At 48.6% G+C, this 15,769-nt stretch carries 15 protein-coding genes and 2 pseudogenes; 5 read left to right on the top strand and 12 right to left on the bottom strand.

Annotated features, from left to right (window positions below; translation table 11 throughout):
- Positions 1-18 precede the first annotated feature (18 nt).
- Positions 19-963, bottom strand: a complete 945-nt coding sequence (locus tag IQ217_RS12460; protein WP_194020186.1) for a cation efflux transmembrane domain-containing protein — start codon at positions 961-963, stop codon at positions 19-21.
- Positions 964-1,279: 316 nt separating this feature from the next.
- Here IQ217_RS12460 and IQ217_RS18985 point away from each other — a divergent pair.
- From IQ217_RS18985 to IQ217_RS12440, 5 genes and pseudogenes are all read left to right on the top strand, one after another.
- Positions 1,280-1,891, top strand: a pseudogene (locus IQ217_RS18985) (GDP-mannose 4,6-dehydratase); the annotation flags it as partial.
- Positions 1,892-2,836: 945 nt separating this feature from the next.
- A pseudogene (locus IQ217_RS19510) lies at positions 2,837-3,427 on the top strand (GDP-mannose 4,6-dehydratase); the annotation flags it as partial.
- Between the two features lie 170 nt (positions 3,428-3,597).
- Positions 3,598-4,536, top strand: a complete 939-nt coding sequence (locus tag IQ217_RS12450; protein ID WP_194020184.1) for a GDP-L-fucose synthase family protein — start codon at positions 3,598-3,600, stop codon at positions 4,534-4,536.
- Between the two features lie 164 nt (positions 4,537-4,700).
- Positions 4,701-5,777 carry a magnesium-protoporphyrin IX monomethyl ester (oxidative) cyclase gene (gene acsF / locus IQ217_RS12445; protein WP_190598441.1) on the top strand — a complete coding sequence of 359 codons (1,077 nt, stop codon included), beginning with the start codon at positions 4,701-4,703 and terminating at the stop codon, positions 5,775-5,777.
- A gap of 210 nt (positions 5,778-5,987) precedes the next feature.
- Positions 5,988-6,689: a GUN4 domain-containing protein gene (locus IQ217_RS12440; protein ID WP_194020183.1), complete on the top strand. Its 702-nt coding sequence runs from the start codon at positions 5,988-5,990 to the stop codon at positions 6,687-6,689.
- A gap of 179 nt (positions 6,690-6,868) precedes the next feature.
- Here IQ217_RS12440 and IQ217_RS12435 read toward each other — a convergent pair whose 3' ends face one another.
- The 11 genes from IQ217_RS12435 to IQ217_RS12385 all read right to left on the bottom strand — a co-directional run bounded on the left by IQ217_RS12435 (position 6,869) and on the right by IQ217_RS12385 (position 15,562).
- Positions 6,869-7,390, bottom strand: coding sequence for a hypothetical protein (locus IQ217_RS12435; protein ID WP_190598454.1), 522 nt, complete (start codon positions 7,388-7,390; stop codon positions 6,869-6,871).
- Between the two features lie 76 nt (positions 7,391-7,466).
- On the bottom strand, positions 7,467-8,141 hold the full coding sequence (locus IQ217_RS12430; RefSeq protein ID WP_190598443.1) for a pseudouridine synthase: 675 nt from the start codon (positions 8,139-8,141) through the stop codon (positions 7,467-7,469).
- Positions 8,142-8,209: 68 nt separating this feature from the next.
- Positions 8,210-9,181: a solanesyl diphosphate synthase gene (gene sds, locus IQ217_RS12425; protein WP_190598444.1), complete on the bottom strand. Its 972-nt coding sequence runs from the start codon at positions 9,179-9,181 to the stop codon at positions 8,210-8,212.
- Between the two features lie 240 nt (positions 9,182-9,421).
- Positions 9,422-9,667, bottom strand: a complete 246-nt coding sequence (locus IQ217_RS12420) for a hypothetical protein (RefSeq protein ID WP_194020182.1) — start codon at positions 9,665-9,667, stop codon at positions 9,422-9,424.
- 283 nt (positions 9,668-9,950) lie between these two features.
- Positions 9,951-10,643, bottom strand: a complete 693-nt coding sequence (locus IQ217_RS12415; protein ID WP_194020202.1) for an ABC-2 family transporter protein — start codon at positions 10,641-10,643, stop codon at positions 9,951-9,953.
- A 135-nt stretch (positions 10,644-10,778) separates the two neighbouring features.
- Complete coding sequence (locus tag IQ217_RS12410; RefSeq protein WP_190598446.1) at positions 10,779-11,909, bottom strand: CobW family GTP-binding protein; 1,131 nt, start codon at positions 11,907-11,909, stop codon at positions 10,779-10,781.
- A 116-nt stretch (positions 11,910-12,025) separates the two neighbouring features.
- Positions 12,026-12,673, bottom strand: coding sequence for a bifunctional phosphoribosyl-AMP cyclohydrolase/phosphoribosyl-ATP diphosphatase HisIE (gene hisIE / locus IQ217_RS12405; RefSeq protein ID WP_194020181.1), 648 nt, complete (start codon positions 12,671-12,673; stop codon positions 12,026-12,028).
- A 146-nt stretch (positions 12,674-12,819) separates the two neighbouring features.
- Positions 12,820-13,209, bottom strand: a complete 390-nt coding sequence (locus IQ217_RS12400; RefSeq protein WP_199309706.1) for a cyclic nucleotide-binding domain-containing protein — start codon at positions 13,207-13,209, stop codon at positions 12,820-12,822.
- A gap of 136 nt (positions 13,210-13,345) precedes the next feature.
- Positions 13,346-14,299 carry a glycosyltransferase family 9 protein gene (locus IQ217_RS12395; protein WP_190598448.1) on the bottom strand — a complete coding sequence of 318 codons (954 nt, stop codon included), beginning with the start codon at positions 14,297-14,299 and terminating at the stop codon, positions 13,346-13,348.
- Entirely contained in the window at positions 14,287-14,466 is a 180-nt protein-coding gene (locus tag IQ217_RS12390) for a hypothetical protein (protein ID WP_194020180.1), read from the bottom strand. The genes IQ217_RS12395 and IQ217_RS12390 overlap by 13 nt, the downstream gene beginning before the upstream one ends.
- A 136-nt stretch (positions 14,467-14,602) precedes the next feature.
- Positions 14,603-15,562 carry a glutathione S-transferase family protein gene (locus IQ217_RS12385; RefSeq protein ID WP_194020179.1) on the bottom strand — a complete coding sequence of 320 codons (960 nt, stop codon included), beginning with the start codon at positions 15,560-15,562 and terminating at the stop codon, positions 14,603-14,605.
- Positions 15,563-15,769 lie beyond the last annotated feature (207 nt).

Here is a 15,769-nt window from a genome sequence, read left to right as displayed (position 1 = left end):
GCAAATTTGTCCCTTCAGTTATCTGGCCAAAAGACGGGGCGTAGCGGTTAGAATGACTTCCACTTCCACCAGTCCAATGCGCTTTTCACAGGCAGACTTAATGCTGAGGCGTAGTTCATCTACCAACTCACCCTGGATAGGATGATGAACATTTAGATAAATCATGACCACATGAAATCTGCCTAGTTTTGACGAGGCCACATCGATTAACGTATAGTCCATTGCCTCGGGAATGGCTTCAGATACAGCTTCATGGATACTGGCAATAACCCTGGGGGAGGACGATTCTCCCGCAATCTCAGCTAAGGCATTTAAAAATGATCGGATGGGTTGATTAATTATCAAAGCCACTAGCACTAGTACAATAACCGAATCAATGACCGGCAGAATGAAGTGCAGGGGAGTGTTTTTTAACAGAGGTGCCAGTCCAAAGGCCAGACCCACTGCGGCACTGATAACGCCATCAATTAATGCCGATTGCTGTTCGGTCTTGAGAATATCGCTTCTTTTGCCTGTTTTGAGCCAATAGTAACGGTGGACGTAATATAGCCCGCCGCAGATGACTGTCATTCCCACTGAATAAATTACAATCAGACCGAGGACGATCTCTGAAAACTCATGGCCAGAGGCATAGGCAATGATCTTTGTGATGGCGGAAAATACAGCAAAGGCAAGGATGCCCAGTAAAATCACCGAACGAAATGTAATATAAATCGCTTCATCGGCGTAGTAGCCAAAGGGCCGAGTTTTATCCCAGGGTCGCATGACCGATTCCCCTACCCTTGCGGCAACCAGAGATGACAAAAAGTTAATACCGGAATATAAACCATCCACCAGTAATGCATCGGCATTGGCCATCCAGGCTGTTAAAATGCCGGCGATCGCCATAATCACATTACCGAAGCGGGCTATTTTGAGGGATCGTTTTTCAAGAATAGTCAGGGAGGTGGAGGAAGAAATCATGGTGATCTTTTTAACTTTGAATCGGCGACTAAGCTCAGACCCCCGCATTTAGTTGAGCCTTTGCCAAACTCTTTTCAGTTTAGATAATAGTCGGGGATGCAGTTGCGTCCCATATCCCCATGGCAAACTTGAATTTATTCGTCATATTGCCCCTGGGTCCCGCCACAGTGCTCCATTAACATTTGGCCAATGTCGGCCAGAATGCCAAAGCCAGAATCATTGGTCACCATGGCGATCGCCAGAAGGTCGGCATCCGGGCAAAGATTCTGATATTTTTAGGGGGATGTATTTTGGGGTAATGGGGAAAATTTAACTAATGTCAAAGTCTAAAGTTGCTTTGCTGACAGGTATCACGGGGCAAGATGGCTCCTATCTGAGTGAATTGTTGTTGGAAAAGGGCTACCAAGTCCATGGCATCATCCGTCGTACTTCCACCTTTAATACCGACCGCATCGATCATCTTTATGTTGATCCCCATGATCCTGAGGCCAAACTCCGGCTCCATTACGGTGATTTGACCGACGGCACCACCCTGCGCCGCATCTTGGAAGATGTCAAACCGACGGAGATTTACAATCTGGGAGCCCAATCCCACGTGCGGGTGAGCTTTGATTCCCCGGAATATACGGTGGACTCGGTGGCCATGGGAACGCTACGTCTTTTGGAAGCAATTCGGGATTACCAACACCGCACCGGCATTCAGGTGAAGTTCTATCAAGCTGGTTCCTCGGAGATGTTTGGCAAAGTGCAAGACATCCCCCAAAAGGAAACCACCCCTTTTTATCCCCGTAGTCCCTACGCCTGTGCCAAGGTTTATGGCCATTGGCAAACGGTCAACTATCGCGAGTCCTACAATTTGTTTGCCTGTAACGGCATTTTGTTCAACCACGAATGTGTCACCGCCGAGACCCCGGTAATAATCCGGAAGAATGGATTAATCGACATTTTACCGATTGAAGATGTAGTCCCCCATCGAACCGATGCCAGTCATGGTCACCGTTATACAACGGATCTCTTCCCCGAAAACCGTTTTGAAGTCTGGGATGCCAATGGTTGGACAGAAGTTACTTGCATGACGGCAACTTGGAATGGAGCTAAACGTGACCCTAGTAAAAATAAGCAGGTGCATCGTATTGCGGCCAGGGGGGCAGTCTATCAAGCCACGAGTGACCATGTTGTCTTTGTAGAAAAAAATGAACAGGCTTCAGAATTACCAGCTGGAGATGTAAAAGTAGGCGATCGCCTGGCCCTGATCAACTTACCCCAACCCACAGACCAAATTGATTTGACTGAGACTGAAGCTTGGTTGTTGGGAATGATTGCGGCGGAAGGTTATGTCAGTGAACAGGGCAAAGTACAGGTAACCAATCAGGATTCCGTATTATTGGACAGAGTTGAAGCGTCTTGGCGCAAGATTACCGGGGGCAGTTCTTCCCGATATGTTAGCCATTCTGGCTTTGAAGGCGGGGGAGAAGTAATCCAACTGCGCCTGAATGGAAATCCTGAATATGGTCGTTACATCTACAACTCCCTTTATAGCCAATGTGGGCACAAACGTATTCCCAAAAGAATTTTGAATGCTTGTTATCAAGAACGTATTGCTTTTTTGCAGGGTTTTAATGCCGGGGATGGACTAAAAAGTACTCCTTGTACCTACGAGTTCCAAGGATTTCGGACTGCATCTCCAGTATTGGCCGCCGGACTTTATTGGTTGGGGTTAACTACTCTAGAACAGCGGGCTATTATCTGCATTGAGGAAAGAGAAGACCGGGTATACTATCAAATCAATCTCAATTCGCCCAATACCCAAAATAATAAAGGGCAACATATGCGTCGTCCTTTGGAGGAAGTAGTAAAGGCTAAGCCCATTGAATACGAACATTGGTTGTTTGATTTTGCTACTACCAGCGGCACCTTTCATGCTGGTATCGGCCAAGGCTGGATTCATAATTCCCCCCGCCGTGGAGAGACTTTCGTAACCCGGAAAATTACCAGGGCGATCGCCAGAATTGTGGCCGGCACCCAAAAGAAACTGTATTTGGGCAATATCGACTCCAAAAGGGATTGGGGTTACGCCAAGGATTATGTGCGAGCCATGTGGGCCATGTTGCAACAGGAACAGCCCGATGACTATGTGGTAGCCACAGGGGAAACCCACGAAGTTAAGGAATTTTTAGAAATTGCCTTTGGTTACGTCAACCTCAACTGGCAGGACTATGTTGCCTTTGATGAACGCTATTTGCGCCCCGCCGAAGTGGATCTATTGATTGGTGATCCAACTAAAACGAAAGCTCAATTAGGTTGGCAACCCTCCGTCAGCTTCACAGAATTGGTTCATTTAATGGTGGAGGCAGACTTAGCCGTTCTTGGTTTAACTTCCCCTAACCAGAGTGAAAGGGTTCGGGAGCTTATGACCCAGGACATGGCCTTCATTCGGAGCCAGAATGGCCATGCTGTCGATTAATCTGGGTTGACCGTGTTAACTACTGCCTCAATATAAGGCACTTTAGCAACTCTCCCTAGTCTCCAAATTTTGGGGGAATAGAGATAAAAGTCCCCTATTTTTGCAGGACTTAGGGGGCGCACAAAGACTTGGGTAACCCCTTCCTTAACTCAATATTTTCTTTACCAACCATGCTTTCCTTAGAAAATCAGCGTATTTTGGTCACCGGTGGAGCCGGCTTTTTAGGCAAACAGGTCGTTGCCCAACTAATTGCGGCCGGTGGCGATCGCCAAAAAATTACCATTCCCCGCTCCAAGGATTGTGATTTGCGGCAAGCGTCAGCCTGTGAGCAGGCAGTGGAAAATCAGGACATTGTCATTCACCTAGCAGCCCACGTGGGGGGTATTGGTTTAAACCGGGAAAAACCCGCCGAATTATTCTACGACAACTTGATGATGGGGGTGCAGTTAATCCACGCCGCCTATGAAGCCGGAGTAAAAAAATTCGTTTGTGTGGGTACCATCTGCGCCTATCCCAAATTTACCCCCGTTCCCTTCAAGGAAGATGATTTATGGAACGGTTATCCGGAAGAAACTAACGCCCCCTATGGTGTAGCCAAGAAAGCTTTGTTAGTACAGTTAGAGTCCTACCGTTTGCAGTACGGTTTTAATGGCATTTACCTATTGCCAGTGAACCTTTACGGCCCAGAGGATAACTTTGATCCCCGTAGTTCCCACGTCATTCCCGCATTAATTTACAAGGTTTACGAAGCTCAACAAAGGGGCGATAAACAACTGCCAGTATGGGGCGATGGCAGTCCCACTAGGGAATTTCTCTACTCCACCGATGCAGCCCGGGGCATTGTCATGGGCGCCCAAGCCTACGACAAACCAGACCCCGTTAACCTAGGCACCAATTTTGAGATTTCCATCAAGGATTTAACCGAACTAATCTGTGAATTAATGGAGTTCGACGGGGAAATTATTTGGGAAACCGATCAACCCAATGGCCAGCCCCGCCGATGTTTGGATACCACCAAAGCCAAAGCGGAATTTAACTTTGAGGCCCAGGTGTCCCTGCGGGAAGGATTGAAAAATACCATTGCTTGGTATCGACAAAAACGGGGCTAACTACCGCAAAAGTTCCCCATTGAGGCGGAAGACGTAACAGTTTGTAACAGTTGGGCCATCTTTCTAGAAACCCCGTTTCAACCCTTGTTACACTAACGATCACGGTCTGCCCATTGGTTTGATGGCGAGCAAACTTTGTTAAGGAAACTATTTTAAACAACTCTATGGTTAATACCCTCGAAAAGCCTGGATTTGATGAAATCCGTCCCGGTGTTAAGGCTCCCGCCAAGGAAACCATCCTCACCCCCCGTTTTTACACCACCGACTTCGACGAGGTGGCAAAAATGGATATTTCTCCCAACGAAGACGAGTTGCGAGCCATCCTTGAAGAATTTCGGGTGGACTACAATCGCCATCACTTTGTTCGCAATGAGTCCTTTGATAAGTCTTGGGATCACATCGACGGTGAAAAACGTCAATTGTTTGTGGAATTCCTGGAACGTTCCTGCACCGCAGAATTTTCTGGCTTCCTGCTCTATAAAGAATTGGGCCGGCGCCTCAAAAATAAAAATCCCCTGTTGGCGGAATGCTTTAACCTCATGTCTCGGGATGAGGCTCGCCACGCTGGATTCCTCAACAAAGCCATGTCGGACTTTAACCTGTCCTTGGATTTGGGCTTTTTGACTAAGAGCCGTAAATATACCTTCTTTAAACCTAAGTTTATTTTCTACGCCACCTATCTTTCCGAGAAAATTGGCTATTGGCGTTACATCACCATCTATCGTCATTTGGAGAAAAATCCCAACGATTGCATCTATCCCATTTTTGAGTTCTTCGAAAACTGGTGCCAGGACGAAAATCGCCACGGGGATTTCTTTGATGCGATTATGCGGGCCCAACCCCACACTCTCAACGATTGGAAAGCTAAACTCTGGTGTCGTTTCTTCCTGCTCTCTGTCTTCGCCACCATGTATCTCAACGATACCCAACGGGCGGATTTCTATGCCTGTTTAGGTTTGGAAGCCCGGAGCTACGATAAGGAAGTCATTGAGAAAACCAACGAAACCGCTGGGCGGGTGTTCCCCATTATTCTCGATGTCAACAATCCTGAATTTTATGATCGCCTGGAAACCTGTGTGACTAACAATGAAGGCCTACGGGCGATCGATGCTTCCGGTGGCCCTGGTTTTGTTAAAGCCCTGCGGAAGTTGCCCATTTTTGCCTCCAACGGCTGGCAATTTATCAAACTCTATTTCATGAAGCCCATCTCCGTGGAACAGTATGCCGGAGTTGTGCGCTAGGACTATCCTCCGCTAGATAGATGTACCTGAACCGGTTTGAGTTGGCTCAATCTGGTTTGTAAGTGAATGAAGTAAATGCGCCTCAAGAATTTTGCCAGGTTTAGGTAGAATTTTTGGGGCTTTTTTCCTGGCTGAAAATTTTTTGGCGGTGTGTTCGCCGCAATCATGGCGGATAATGGGGTTTGAAGGCTGATTAATCCCGCTGTTTCTATGTCTGATAATTTGACCGAACTCTCCCAACAACTCCATGATGCTTCAGAAAAAAAACAGTTAACGGCGATCGCCGCTTTGGCAGCAATGGGAGAAGAAGGCCAGGGGGTACTGCTCGATTATTTGGCCAAAAATACCCCCCTAGAAAAACCACTCTTGGTGGTGGGAACTACCTACCAGACCCTCCGAAATTTAGGACAGGAAGCCATCACGGCCCAACTCCAGCAGAATTACCCCACAGGCATTTTTCCCCTACAATCAGCCCAGGGCATTGATTATCTGTCGCTCCAGGAGGCCCTAGCACGCCAAGATTTTGAAAGCGCCGATGAAATCACCAGGGACAAGCTCTGTGAACTGGCGGGGCCCGGGGCCAGTCAACGGCAATGGTTATATTTCACCGAGGTGGAAAAATTTCCTGCCCTAGACCTCCACACCATCAATGCCCTTTGGTGGCTCCACTCCAACGGGAATTTCGGCTTTTCGGTGCAACGACGACTGTGGCTAGCTTCCGGCAAAGAATTCACCAAGCTCTGGCCCAAAATTGGTTGGAAAAGCGGCAATGTTTGGACTCGCTGGCCTAAGGGTTTTACCTGGGATTTGTCAGCCCCCCAGGGTCATTTACCCCTGTTAAATCAGTTGCGGGGAGTAAGGGTAGCGGAATTCCTTTACAGTCATCCAGTTTGGTCCCAATACGGTTGGTAATCTTTTCCTTGGAGCAGTTCATCCGGGGCACTGTTAGCTCGGCCGCAAAAGGGTGAATCTGGGGACCTCCTCGCCTTTAGGGAAGAGAAGCCTCAACCTAGCTGCAACGGCTTGGCGTTCCATCACTAACCTTGAGTGCTAACGGATCTTTGCCGTAGTCAGACCGACTCTCTGGATTTCTACACCAGCACTTCATCGGGGGCGGTGTAACCCTGAAGATATTCGGGATTAAGGGGTCGGAGTAGATTGGTTGCCCGTTGTTTTTGCAGTTCACCACCGGCCACTACTACCAAATATTTCCCTGCTTGGAGTAGATTGCGATAGGGCAGGCTATCCCCACTGCCAAAGCTTAAGCCCACGCCACCACCAACAAAGAAGCTCCCCATGGCACCACCGATCGCCCCCAACAGGCCGCCCACAATGTGGTTACCGGGGTCTCCAGCCCAATCTAAAGTGCTCAAGCCGGTGATGAGGTTAAAGCAATAGCCGGCGGCGAAACCAAAGGGTACTAACCAGATGGCCATCAGCTTTGCCCTTTTGAGGGCTTGTTTTTTCGGGTCTACTAGGCCAAATTCGTCAGCGGTTTTATAACCTGTGCCAATGATGGTCAAATTCTTTTGGGCAAATCCGGCCTGTTCCAAGGTTGTATAAGCTTCTTCGGCAGCAATACGGTTGGCCACCACGGCGATCAGATAGGACATAAACGGGATATTTAACTGGATATGGGGCTTGGCTATATTCCCCATTTTAATGCCCTGGCGGTGGAGATAGTTCTAATTAACGGCGATCGCCAGTTTTCCTGGGCCGAGTGGGGGGGGATGGGCCGGCCAACAGTTGCTGACAAAAATTTTCTTCCCAGGGGGTCAGGGGTCGCCATTGCCCCGGACTCAAATTTTCTAGGGCTAGATGCCAAGGTGCTGCTGATTTACCTTTACCCCGTTGAGGAGAGCGGCCCGTTACTGTCATTTGCACCCGCACCAGTCGCAGGGTAGGGAAGCCCACCGCCGCTGTCATCCGCCGCACTTGACGATTACGCCCCTCCGTTAGGGTAATGCTCAACCAACTGGTGGGAATGGTAGCCCGGTAACGAATGGGGGGATTTCTGGGGGGAAAATCTGGTTCAGTAATAATGTCGGCGATCGCCGGTCTGGTACGGTAATCCCCCAAAGCTATGCCCCGCCGTAGGGGTTCTAGGTCTGCGGTCGTTGGTGCCCCTTCCACCTGGACAAAATAGGTGCGTTGGTGGGCAAACTCCCGGTGGGCCAAACGATGTTGCAGTTTACCGTTGCTAGTCAGCAGTAATAGTCCCTCACTATCCCGGTCTAGTCTCCCCACTGGATACAAATCCGGCAAGTCGATATAGTCCTTCAAGGTCGGTCGGGGGTTGTCCGAGTTATCGGTAAATTGGCACAGAACCCCATAGGGTTTATGGAAAACTATCGTTGCTGGCACTGCCAAAGTCTTAACTAATTGATTGAATAGGCTAGTTTACGGGAAAATTAGCCCCCCAAGGAAAAGCCCTAATGCAAGCGACCAAGCACATAGTCCACCAATTCCAACAGGGATTCCCTCGGAGCGGACATTTCCAACACACTCAAATGTTGCCGGGCCAGTTGCGCTTGGTGGGCGGCCAATTCCCTTGATCGCCGGATACCGTCCCCTTGTTCTACCAATTCCAAAGCTTGATCTAAATCCCCCGCCTGGGCAAATTCCCGTTCAATTAATTTACCGAGCAGAGGATATTTTTCGATAGCAAATAGGGCCGGTGCTGTGATGTTGCCGCTGATTAAGTCCGACCCCGCCGGTTTCCCCAAAACTTCAGTAGGGGAAGTGAAATCTAAAATATCGTCCACAATCTGGAACGCTAAGCCCAAATGTTTGCCATATTCGTAAAGATGATCGCATACTTCCCGGGGAGCATCGCTCAGCACCCCCGCCGCTTTGGCACTGTTGGCAATCAGGGAGGCGGTCTTAAAATAACTTTTTTCCAAATAAGTCTCTAAGTTAGTATCGGTGTCAAAACGGTTAATACTTTGGAGAATTTCTCCCTCGGCAAAATCCCGAATTACTTCCGATAATAATTTCACCACTTCCAAATTATCTAAATTAGCCAGATACCACGAAGATTGGGCAAAGAGAAAGTCCCCTGCCAGCACCGCCACCCGATTGTCAAATAAACTATTCACCGTGGGCACGTTACGCCGCAGATCCGCCTCATCCACCACGTCATCGTGGACCAGACTAGCAGTGTGGATCATCTCGGTAATTTCCGCCAGCCGTCGATGGCGCGCCGTTAATTCTTGATCTAACAGGGTTGCCCTCGACACCAACAACACGATCGCCGGCCGCACCCGCTTACCCCCAGCCTCGAATAAATGTTCCGCCGCCGCCCCCAGAATAGGATGCCGAGCACCGACAAGCCGCTTGAGGTTATCCGTCAACAAACGGAGGTCTTGGTCAACGGGGGCAAACAGGGAGGTAGTGGAGATCATCGGCTGGCCAAACTTGGCAGATGTGTTTACGAAAGTTTACATATCTTGATGCTTATTTTAAGATAACCTCTCGTGAACTAAAAATGTCGATTCTGGGTTTTTGGGGCGATCGCTGCCCTTGACTAAATTTTGTTCTACTTTTGCTTTGATGCCGGAGCAAAAAAAGATCCCCGGACTCGGGCTGGCTGTGTTAGGCTAAGGGTAAGGATTTGCAATCAATTACAAAGAGCTCTCCAGGGTCTAGGTTTTGTCTAATCCCCGGTTTTTATGCGTGGCATCGTACTCATTAGTACTATATCTGCGCCCCTGGCGATCGGGACAGTGGGAGATTCTAGAGAAAAATAACATTGATTCCAGGGCGTTGAGCAAGGGAGAAGGATTACGGAGTCCTCGAAACATTGCCCCCGGGTCAGGAACCAAAGAAATGTGCTTCCCTCGGAGTTGGTCTTGGGTGGGATGGCAGATCATGACAACCAAATTAATCACAATAGTTAATGTTTTTGAGGGACACTATGGTTTTGAAGATATTGTTAGTGGCATCGGCATACATTCTGGCAATTTACGGGGGTTTGTTACTCCTTAAATATGTCATTGATCATCAAACTAACAAGCTGCAACCCTAGTTTGATTTTAGGTTTAATCCTAAGTTGCCTTAGGGGTGGTGGTAGTTGTTTTGGCCAGGGCAAAGGTTTGGTTTTCTCCTCTGTGGGGGAATTCAAACTTTGCTCTCTCAGTCGTCATATTAAGTTTGTTTGAACTCACAGGAGAATTAGCTGGAAGCACTGGTGTAGAATCGCAGGGCAAACTGCCAAAAATAATGGGAAAGGGCCAACAAGGCGATCGCCAATCCTGCTGTTGCCAGTAGCCAAATGGGTTCTAGGCGACCCAGCATAGCCTCTGCGGGCACAGTGGTCAAAAAGGCGATGGGAATAACAAAAGTGAAAAAGATGCGGTAAATGGCGGGATAGGCCACCATGGGATAACGGCCAGCTTCGAGAAATCCCTTCAATACTTCAGTGACGTTATAAATCTTAACGAACCAAATACTAGTGGCCCCCAGCATAAACCAAATGCTGTAGAGGATAATGCACCCCAACCCAAGGAGCATAGCCCCCAGCAGTAAATCCTCGCCTTGGAGATTTAAGGTCACCCCCGCATAGATAATTAGCCCCAGCCCAAAACAAATATCCGGTACGCCCCAGGGGGACAGTTGCCGGAGGGAAAGCCAAAACTGACTGCTGATCGGTTTTAACAGCACAAAATCCAGGGTGCCTTGCTCTACGTAACGGACAATGCGGTTCAGATTGGGAATGAATAGGGTGGCCGCCAATCCCTGGAGAATGGTGAACATCCCCAGCACCACCAGGGCCGATTGCCAATTCCAGCCCGCAAAGCTATAACCAGTGCGATAGAACAAAAATAGGCTGAATAAACTGCCTCCCAAATTCACCACACTGCCCACGCTGGCAATGACAAAGTTAAGGCGATACTCCAACTCAGCGGCGATCGCCGTTTGCCAAAATAGACCTAAAACGCGGCGGTAGGTAGAAAAATTGATCAAGGGTCACAAAGTAGAAGAATCATTCTGGGGTTGTAGTTAACCCTTGCCAAAACCTTTGCCCTTATTCTCCGACGGCAAACTTAGACAGTGATTAATTTGTTCGCGAATTTTGTCGTGGTCTAGGTTTTGGCCAATCAGCACCAATTGATTGGACTTTTCCCCATTCCATTGGTCATCTTCGAGGCTAAAACGTTTGCCACTAAGGTGAAAAATATGTCGTTTCGGACTTTCGTTAAACCAAAGAATCCCCTTAGCGCGGAAAATGTTGGGGGTCAATTGGTTATCGAGAAAATACTGGAACTTACGGATGGAAAAAGGCTGGTCACTGCGGAAAGAAAGGGAGGTAAAACCATCCATTTCTAAGTGGTCACTGCTGTACTTTTTCCCATGGCCGTGGTCATGGTGATGATGATCGTGGCCGTGATGACTATGGTCATGGCTGGGATCCTGACAATCGGGGGCACAATCATGGTCATGATCATGGCTATGGTCGTGGTCTTCAGGGGCATACTTATCCGATTCAAACAGACCGACGCTGAGAATGAGGGGTAGGGGCACTTCAGCTTTTTTGCTCCGTAAAATTCTCGCCCCCGTTTTTAGATCCCGCAGGCGCACTTCCAGGGCATCCACCTCCGCTTCATCCACTAAATCGGTTTTATTGAGAACGATAATGTCCCCGTAGGTAATCTGACTTTGGGCGGCCTGGCTGTTGAATAAATCTAAGCTGAAATTTTCACAGTCCACCATGGTGACAATGGAATCCAGCCTGGTCATGTCCCGCAGTTCAGTGCCCAAAAAGGTCAAAGCCACGGGCAATGGATCCGCTAATCCGGTGGTTTCTACCACCAAATAATCAATTTTCTGTTCCCGCTCTAGAACTTTGTAAACCGCTTCAATTAAATCCTCGTTAATGGTGCAACAGACACAACCATTGCTCAATTCCACCATGTTTTCGTCACTGGCAATGACCAATTCATTATCAATGCCAATTTCACCAAATTCGTTCACCAACACGGCGGTTTTGAGACCCTGTTGATTGCTCAAAATATAGTTCAAAAGAGTGGTTTTACCACTGCCCAAAAAGCCAGTGATGATGGTTACCGGCAATCCCTGTTTGGGAATGGCCATCGCTTCTGAAGTCTGGGGGGCATGGTCAACGGTGGACATATTAGTTGCTAAAAACTGAGAAATTTTGAGGCAAGGAAATTACGGGAAAAGCCGGGGTTCTCCCTACGTTTTTTCATGGTACCACGGCTTTTTGGGGTGACCTAGGCTGGGCACCGTTACTGGCGACGATCGCCAAGTTTGCGATAAACGGCCCGCAGATCGACGTTGTGATGGGCCAGGGCCACCAGGGTGTGATAGAACAAATCTGCTACTTCCCCGGCGATGGCTTCCGGATCGTCATCCTTGCAGGCCATAACCACTTCCGCACTTTCTTCACCGATTTTTTTCAGGATTTTATTATCTCCCCCCGCCAACAATTTGCAGGTGTAGGATTCAGGGGTGGGATGATCCCGGCGATCGCCAATGACCCGGGCCAATTCCGTCAACATATCCGCTGGTGGAGCGGATTTATGCCCGTCCAGTTGGTGGAAGCAACTCCGTTCCCCGGTATGGCAAGCAATGTCCCCTTTTTGCTCAATAGTCAGCAATAAAGCATCACTGTCACAGTCGTAGCGGATGCCCAAAAGTTTTTGGAAATGACCAGAGGTGGCTCCCTTATGCCATAGTTCTTGGCGGGAACGGCTCCAATACCACACCTGCCCCGTGGCCAGGGTTTTAGCCAGGGCTTCTTGGTTCATCCAAGCCAACATCAACACCGTGCCGTCCAAATAGTCCTGGGCGATCGCCGGCACCAATCCCTGGTCGTTGTAGCGAATTTTATCTAAGGGCACAGCCTTGGCCAAAGGCAAGTCAGAGTGGGACATCAGAGGAATAATGGGGGAACTCCGCCCCGCAGAACGGCTGGATATTTATTTCTCTAGCCTATCACTGGCTGTATTCTGGCCGGAAGTTGCCCAGGCCATGGCCCCACTCCGTCCTCTGGCTTGAATTTAAGCTCAAGTGAGTTTTTTTATTCGGCGATCGCCGCTTCATACACCTTTTTGAGGTTGCGGTAGCGGTCTGAATAGCTTTGGATCACTTCTATGGCAAACATGGGGGTTTCCTGTACCACAAAGAGAAAGCGCTCCCGGTCCATGGCCACCAACACGCAATCGGTTTTGGCGATCGCCGTAGAAGTTCTTTGGTGATCACCGTGGACAATGGCCCCTATGCCAAAAATCCCCCCCGCTTCAATGGTTTCAATTAACTGGCCATTCAGAGTCATTTCCACTTGCCCTTCCAGTATGCCAAACATAGATAGTTCCACCGCCCCTTCCCGGAAAATTACTTCCCCGGCCTTGTAGGTTTTTTCCACTGTTTTTCCATAATTTTTCACGGTACTCAACATAATGCTAGTCATAAATAAGTTTCTCCTAAGGTTAAGCAAAGACTAAGAAAAGCCACCATCCAGAGCAGATAATGGACAGAAAAAGTTTGCCCCTATCCTATCAGTGGAAGAGGCAACCATCGCCATTGATACTTTCTAAAATAGTTATTTAGCGCCAAATTTTCTTTAACACTAAAGCCGGTTTTACATCCGCTTCTTTGCCACTGGGCACCTGTAAACCAATAAATTTTTCTTGATCCGGGGGAATAATACGGGCGGCGGGAGTTTTCCCCAGAATGGCAACGGTGTATGTCCCCACGGCGATCGCCAAATGCATGGGAATTCCTTCCGTGCAAACCACCAAGTTAGCCCCCGCCAGTAGGGCCGCCATTTTACCCACATCCCCTGGACGTATGGCCATTGCCCCCGGATTGTGATCCTGCATGGCCTGCACCCAGCCAGTGTCCTCCGCTGGAGGGATCAGCACAATTTTTAATCCCGGTTGTTTTTGCTTAATGTCTTCGATGATTTCATGCCACTGGGCAATGGGATAAGGAAAATCCCCCGTGTCCGGTTGACGTATGGCCCCGCCATTAAGCACGACATAACCCCCATTTCCCAGGTCTAACTTTTTCTGGGTTGCCTCCATCCACTCAATGTCCGCCTTGGGCAGAGTAATCTGCAACGGAGGACAGGGCCGATTGATACCAAAGCCTTGGGTTAGATCATGGAAAAGGAAAGGAACATATTGATCCGGCTTAAAAGGCACTGTCGCTGACAAAAAGAAACTGGCACTGCCCTGGTAACCCACCCGTTGGGGAATGCCATTCAGCCAGAGAAGCAACTCAATTGTCCATTGCCGGGCCACCGTCACCACCGCTTCGTATTCCCGGTCACGAATAATGCCCAACAGATTTAAAAAGTCCGCTAGACCGTTGCGGTCCCGATAATCGAAGGCCAGCACCTCATTAACCTGAGCACATACCCTGTAGGCCGACTTAGCTCTAGGTTCCACAATCACGTCAATCGTCGCCTGGGGATATTGCGCCTTGAGGGTGGCAAGGGTCGGGAAAAACAGAATTTGTTCAGAGATTCCACCGGGGACAAGGGCTAGGATGCGCATTGTTCAAAAGCTGAAACAGCAGCAAAGGGCGATTTAATCAGATTCACTATAGCAACTTTTTCGCCAATCCCAGCCCCAGCAATGTCAGCAATATCTATGACAATTAACAAGGAGAGCTCTCCCTTGCCGTAAAACTTCCATGGTAATGATTTTTGATTGATGATCAAATGGCTATTCTCGCCGTGGTTTGGGCTCCGATTTTACAACTAATACCAGAAGGGCATACTAGATCCCCATAACGGTGAGGATGTTGGGAATAAAATATTAAGTAAAGTAAGGTTGGTCTGGGGGCGCGGGCAATGTTTAGGAGATCAATAGGTCCAACGCTGGCCCCATTGGTACAATTCCCGTGGGGTTGATAGTTAAATGACTTTCGTAGTAATGGCCCTTGATGTGTTGAAAATTGACCGTTTCAGCAATGCCAGGTTGTTGGTATAAGTCCCGTAGATAGAGCCGCAGGTTGGGATAGTCCTGAATCCGCCGCAAATTACATTTGAAATGTCCCACATAGACCGCATCAAAACGAATCAAGGTGGTAAACAAACGCCAATCCGCTTCGGTAATTTGTTCGCCGGTTAAATATCGATGATCTTGTAAAATCCCCTCTAACCAATCTAAACTCTCAAATAATGGGGCGATCGCCTCTTCATAGGCCGTTTGGGTCGTGGCAAACCCACATTTATAAACGCCATTATTAATAGTGTGATAAATCCGGTCATTGAGGGCATTAATTTCGGCACGGAGAGCTTCGGGATAATAATCCCCAGGCTTTGCCCCCAACCCATCAAAGGCGCTGTTAAAAATTCTGATAATTTCCGACGATTCGTTATTAACAATGGTCTGAGTCTCTTTATCCCACAGGATAGGTACTGTCACCCGACCACTATATTGGGCATTTGCCTGGGTATAGATTTGGTAAAGATATTCCGCCTTAAATAAGGGATCGGGCACTACCCCAGGGCCAGGGGCAAAGGTCCAGCCCTTTTCTCGCATTAACCAATGGACAACGGAAACATCGATCATTCCCTCCAATCCCTTCAATTTACGAAAAATCAGGGCACGGTGCGCCCAAGGACAGGCCAGGGAAACATAAAGGTGATAGCGCCCTGCTTCGGCTTTGAACCCAGCATTACCTGAGGGACCAGGCGATCCATTGGGGGTAATCCAATGGCGAAATTGGGAGTCTTGCCGCACAAATCGCCCCCCTGTACTTTCGGTGTCGTACCACTGATCCTGCCAAATACCGTTGACGAGTAAGCCCATAATGTTCTTGCGCTGAAGATTGCCATTGCCTCATTATGAAAGTTCCCGCTTGCTTTGGCTAATGCAACTGGCGATCGGTAACTATCCCTCTTTCATCAAAATGGGTGAATTAGAATGGAGATAAAAGGCTGGAAAGCTTGGAGGGAGTATGACGAAGGTAAGAGAAGCGAAAAAGACAGTACAATGTGTAGACACGTATAGTGAACT

Origin of the sequence: Synechocystis salina LEGE 00031, from assembly GCF_015207985.1 — a bacterium.
In the GTDB taxonomy this organism is placed as follows: Bacteria; Cyanobacteriota; Cyanobacteriia; order Cyanobacteriales; family Microcystaceae; genus Synechocystis; species Synechocystis salina.
Note: the sequence above shows the minus strand (reverse complement) of the source record. Positions and strands in the feature narration are given on the sequence as shown.

What these genes read in the sequence shown, in the direction of transcription:
- IQ217_RS12460 (WP_194020186.1), bottom strand. Translation starts at nt 963, where the DNA reads ATGATTTCTTCCTCCACCTCCCTGACTATTCTTGAAAAACGATCCCTC.
- IQ217_RS12450 (WP_194020184.1), top strand. Translation starts at nt 3,598, where the DNA reads ATGCTTTCCTTAGAAAATCAGCGTATTTTGGTCACCGGTGGAGCCGGC.
- acsF (WP_190598441.1), top strand. Translation starts at nt 4,701, where the DNA reads ATGGTTAATACCCTCGAAAAGCCTGGATTTGATGAAATCCGTCCCGGT.
- IQ217_RS12440 (WP_194020183.1), top strand. Translation starts at nt 5,988, where the DNA reads ATGTCTGATAATTTGACCGAACTCTCCCAACAACTCCATGATGCTTCA.
- IQ217_RS12435 (WP_190598454.1), bottom strand. Translation starts at nt 7,390, where the DNA reads ATGTCCTATCTGATCGCCGTGGTGGCCAACCGTATTGCTGCCGAAGAA.
- sds (WP_190598444.1), bottom strand. Translation starts at nt 9,181, where the DNA reads ATGATCTCCACTACCTCCCTGTTTGCCCCCGTTGACCAAGACCTCCGT.
- IQ217_RS12410 (WP_190598446.1), bottom strand. Translation starts at nt 11,909, where the DNA reads ATGTCCACCGTTGACCATGCCCCCCAGACTTCAGAAGCGATGGCCATT.
- hisIE (WP_194020181.1), bottom strand. Translation starts at nt 12,673, where the DNA reads ATGTCCCACTCTGACTTGCCTTTGGCCAAGGCTGTGCCCTTAGATAAA.
- IQ217_RS12400 (WP_199309706.1), bottom strand. Translation starts at nt 13,209, where the DNA reads ATGACTAGCATTATGTTGAGTACCGTGAAAAATTATGGAAAAACAGTG.
- IQ217_RS12395 (WP_190598448.1), bottom strand. Translation starts at nt 14,299, where the DNA reads ATGCGCATCCTAGCCCTTGTCCCCGGTGGAATCTCTGAACAAATTCTG.
- IQ217_RS12385 (WP_194020179.1), bottom strand. Translation starts at nt 15,562, where the DNA reads ATGGGCTTACTCGTCAACGGTATTTGGCAGGATCAGTGGTACGACACC.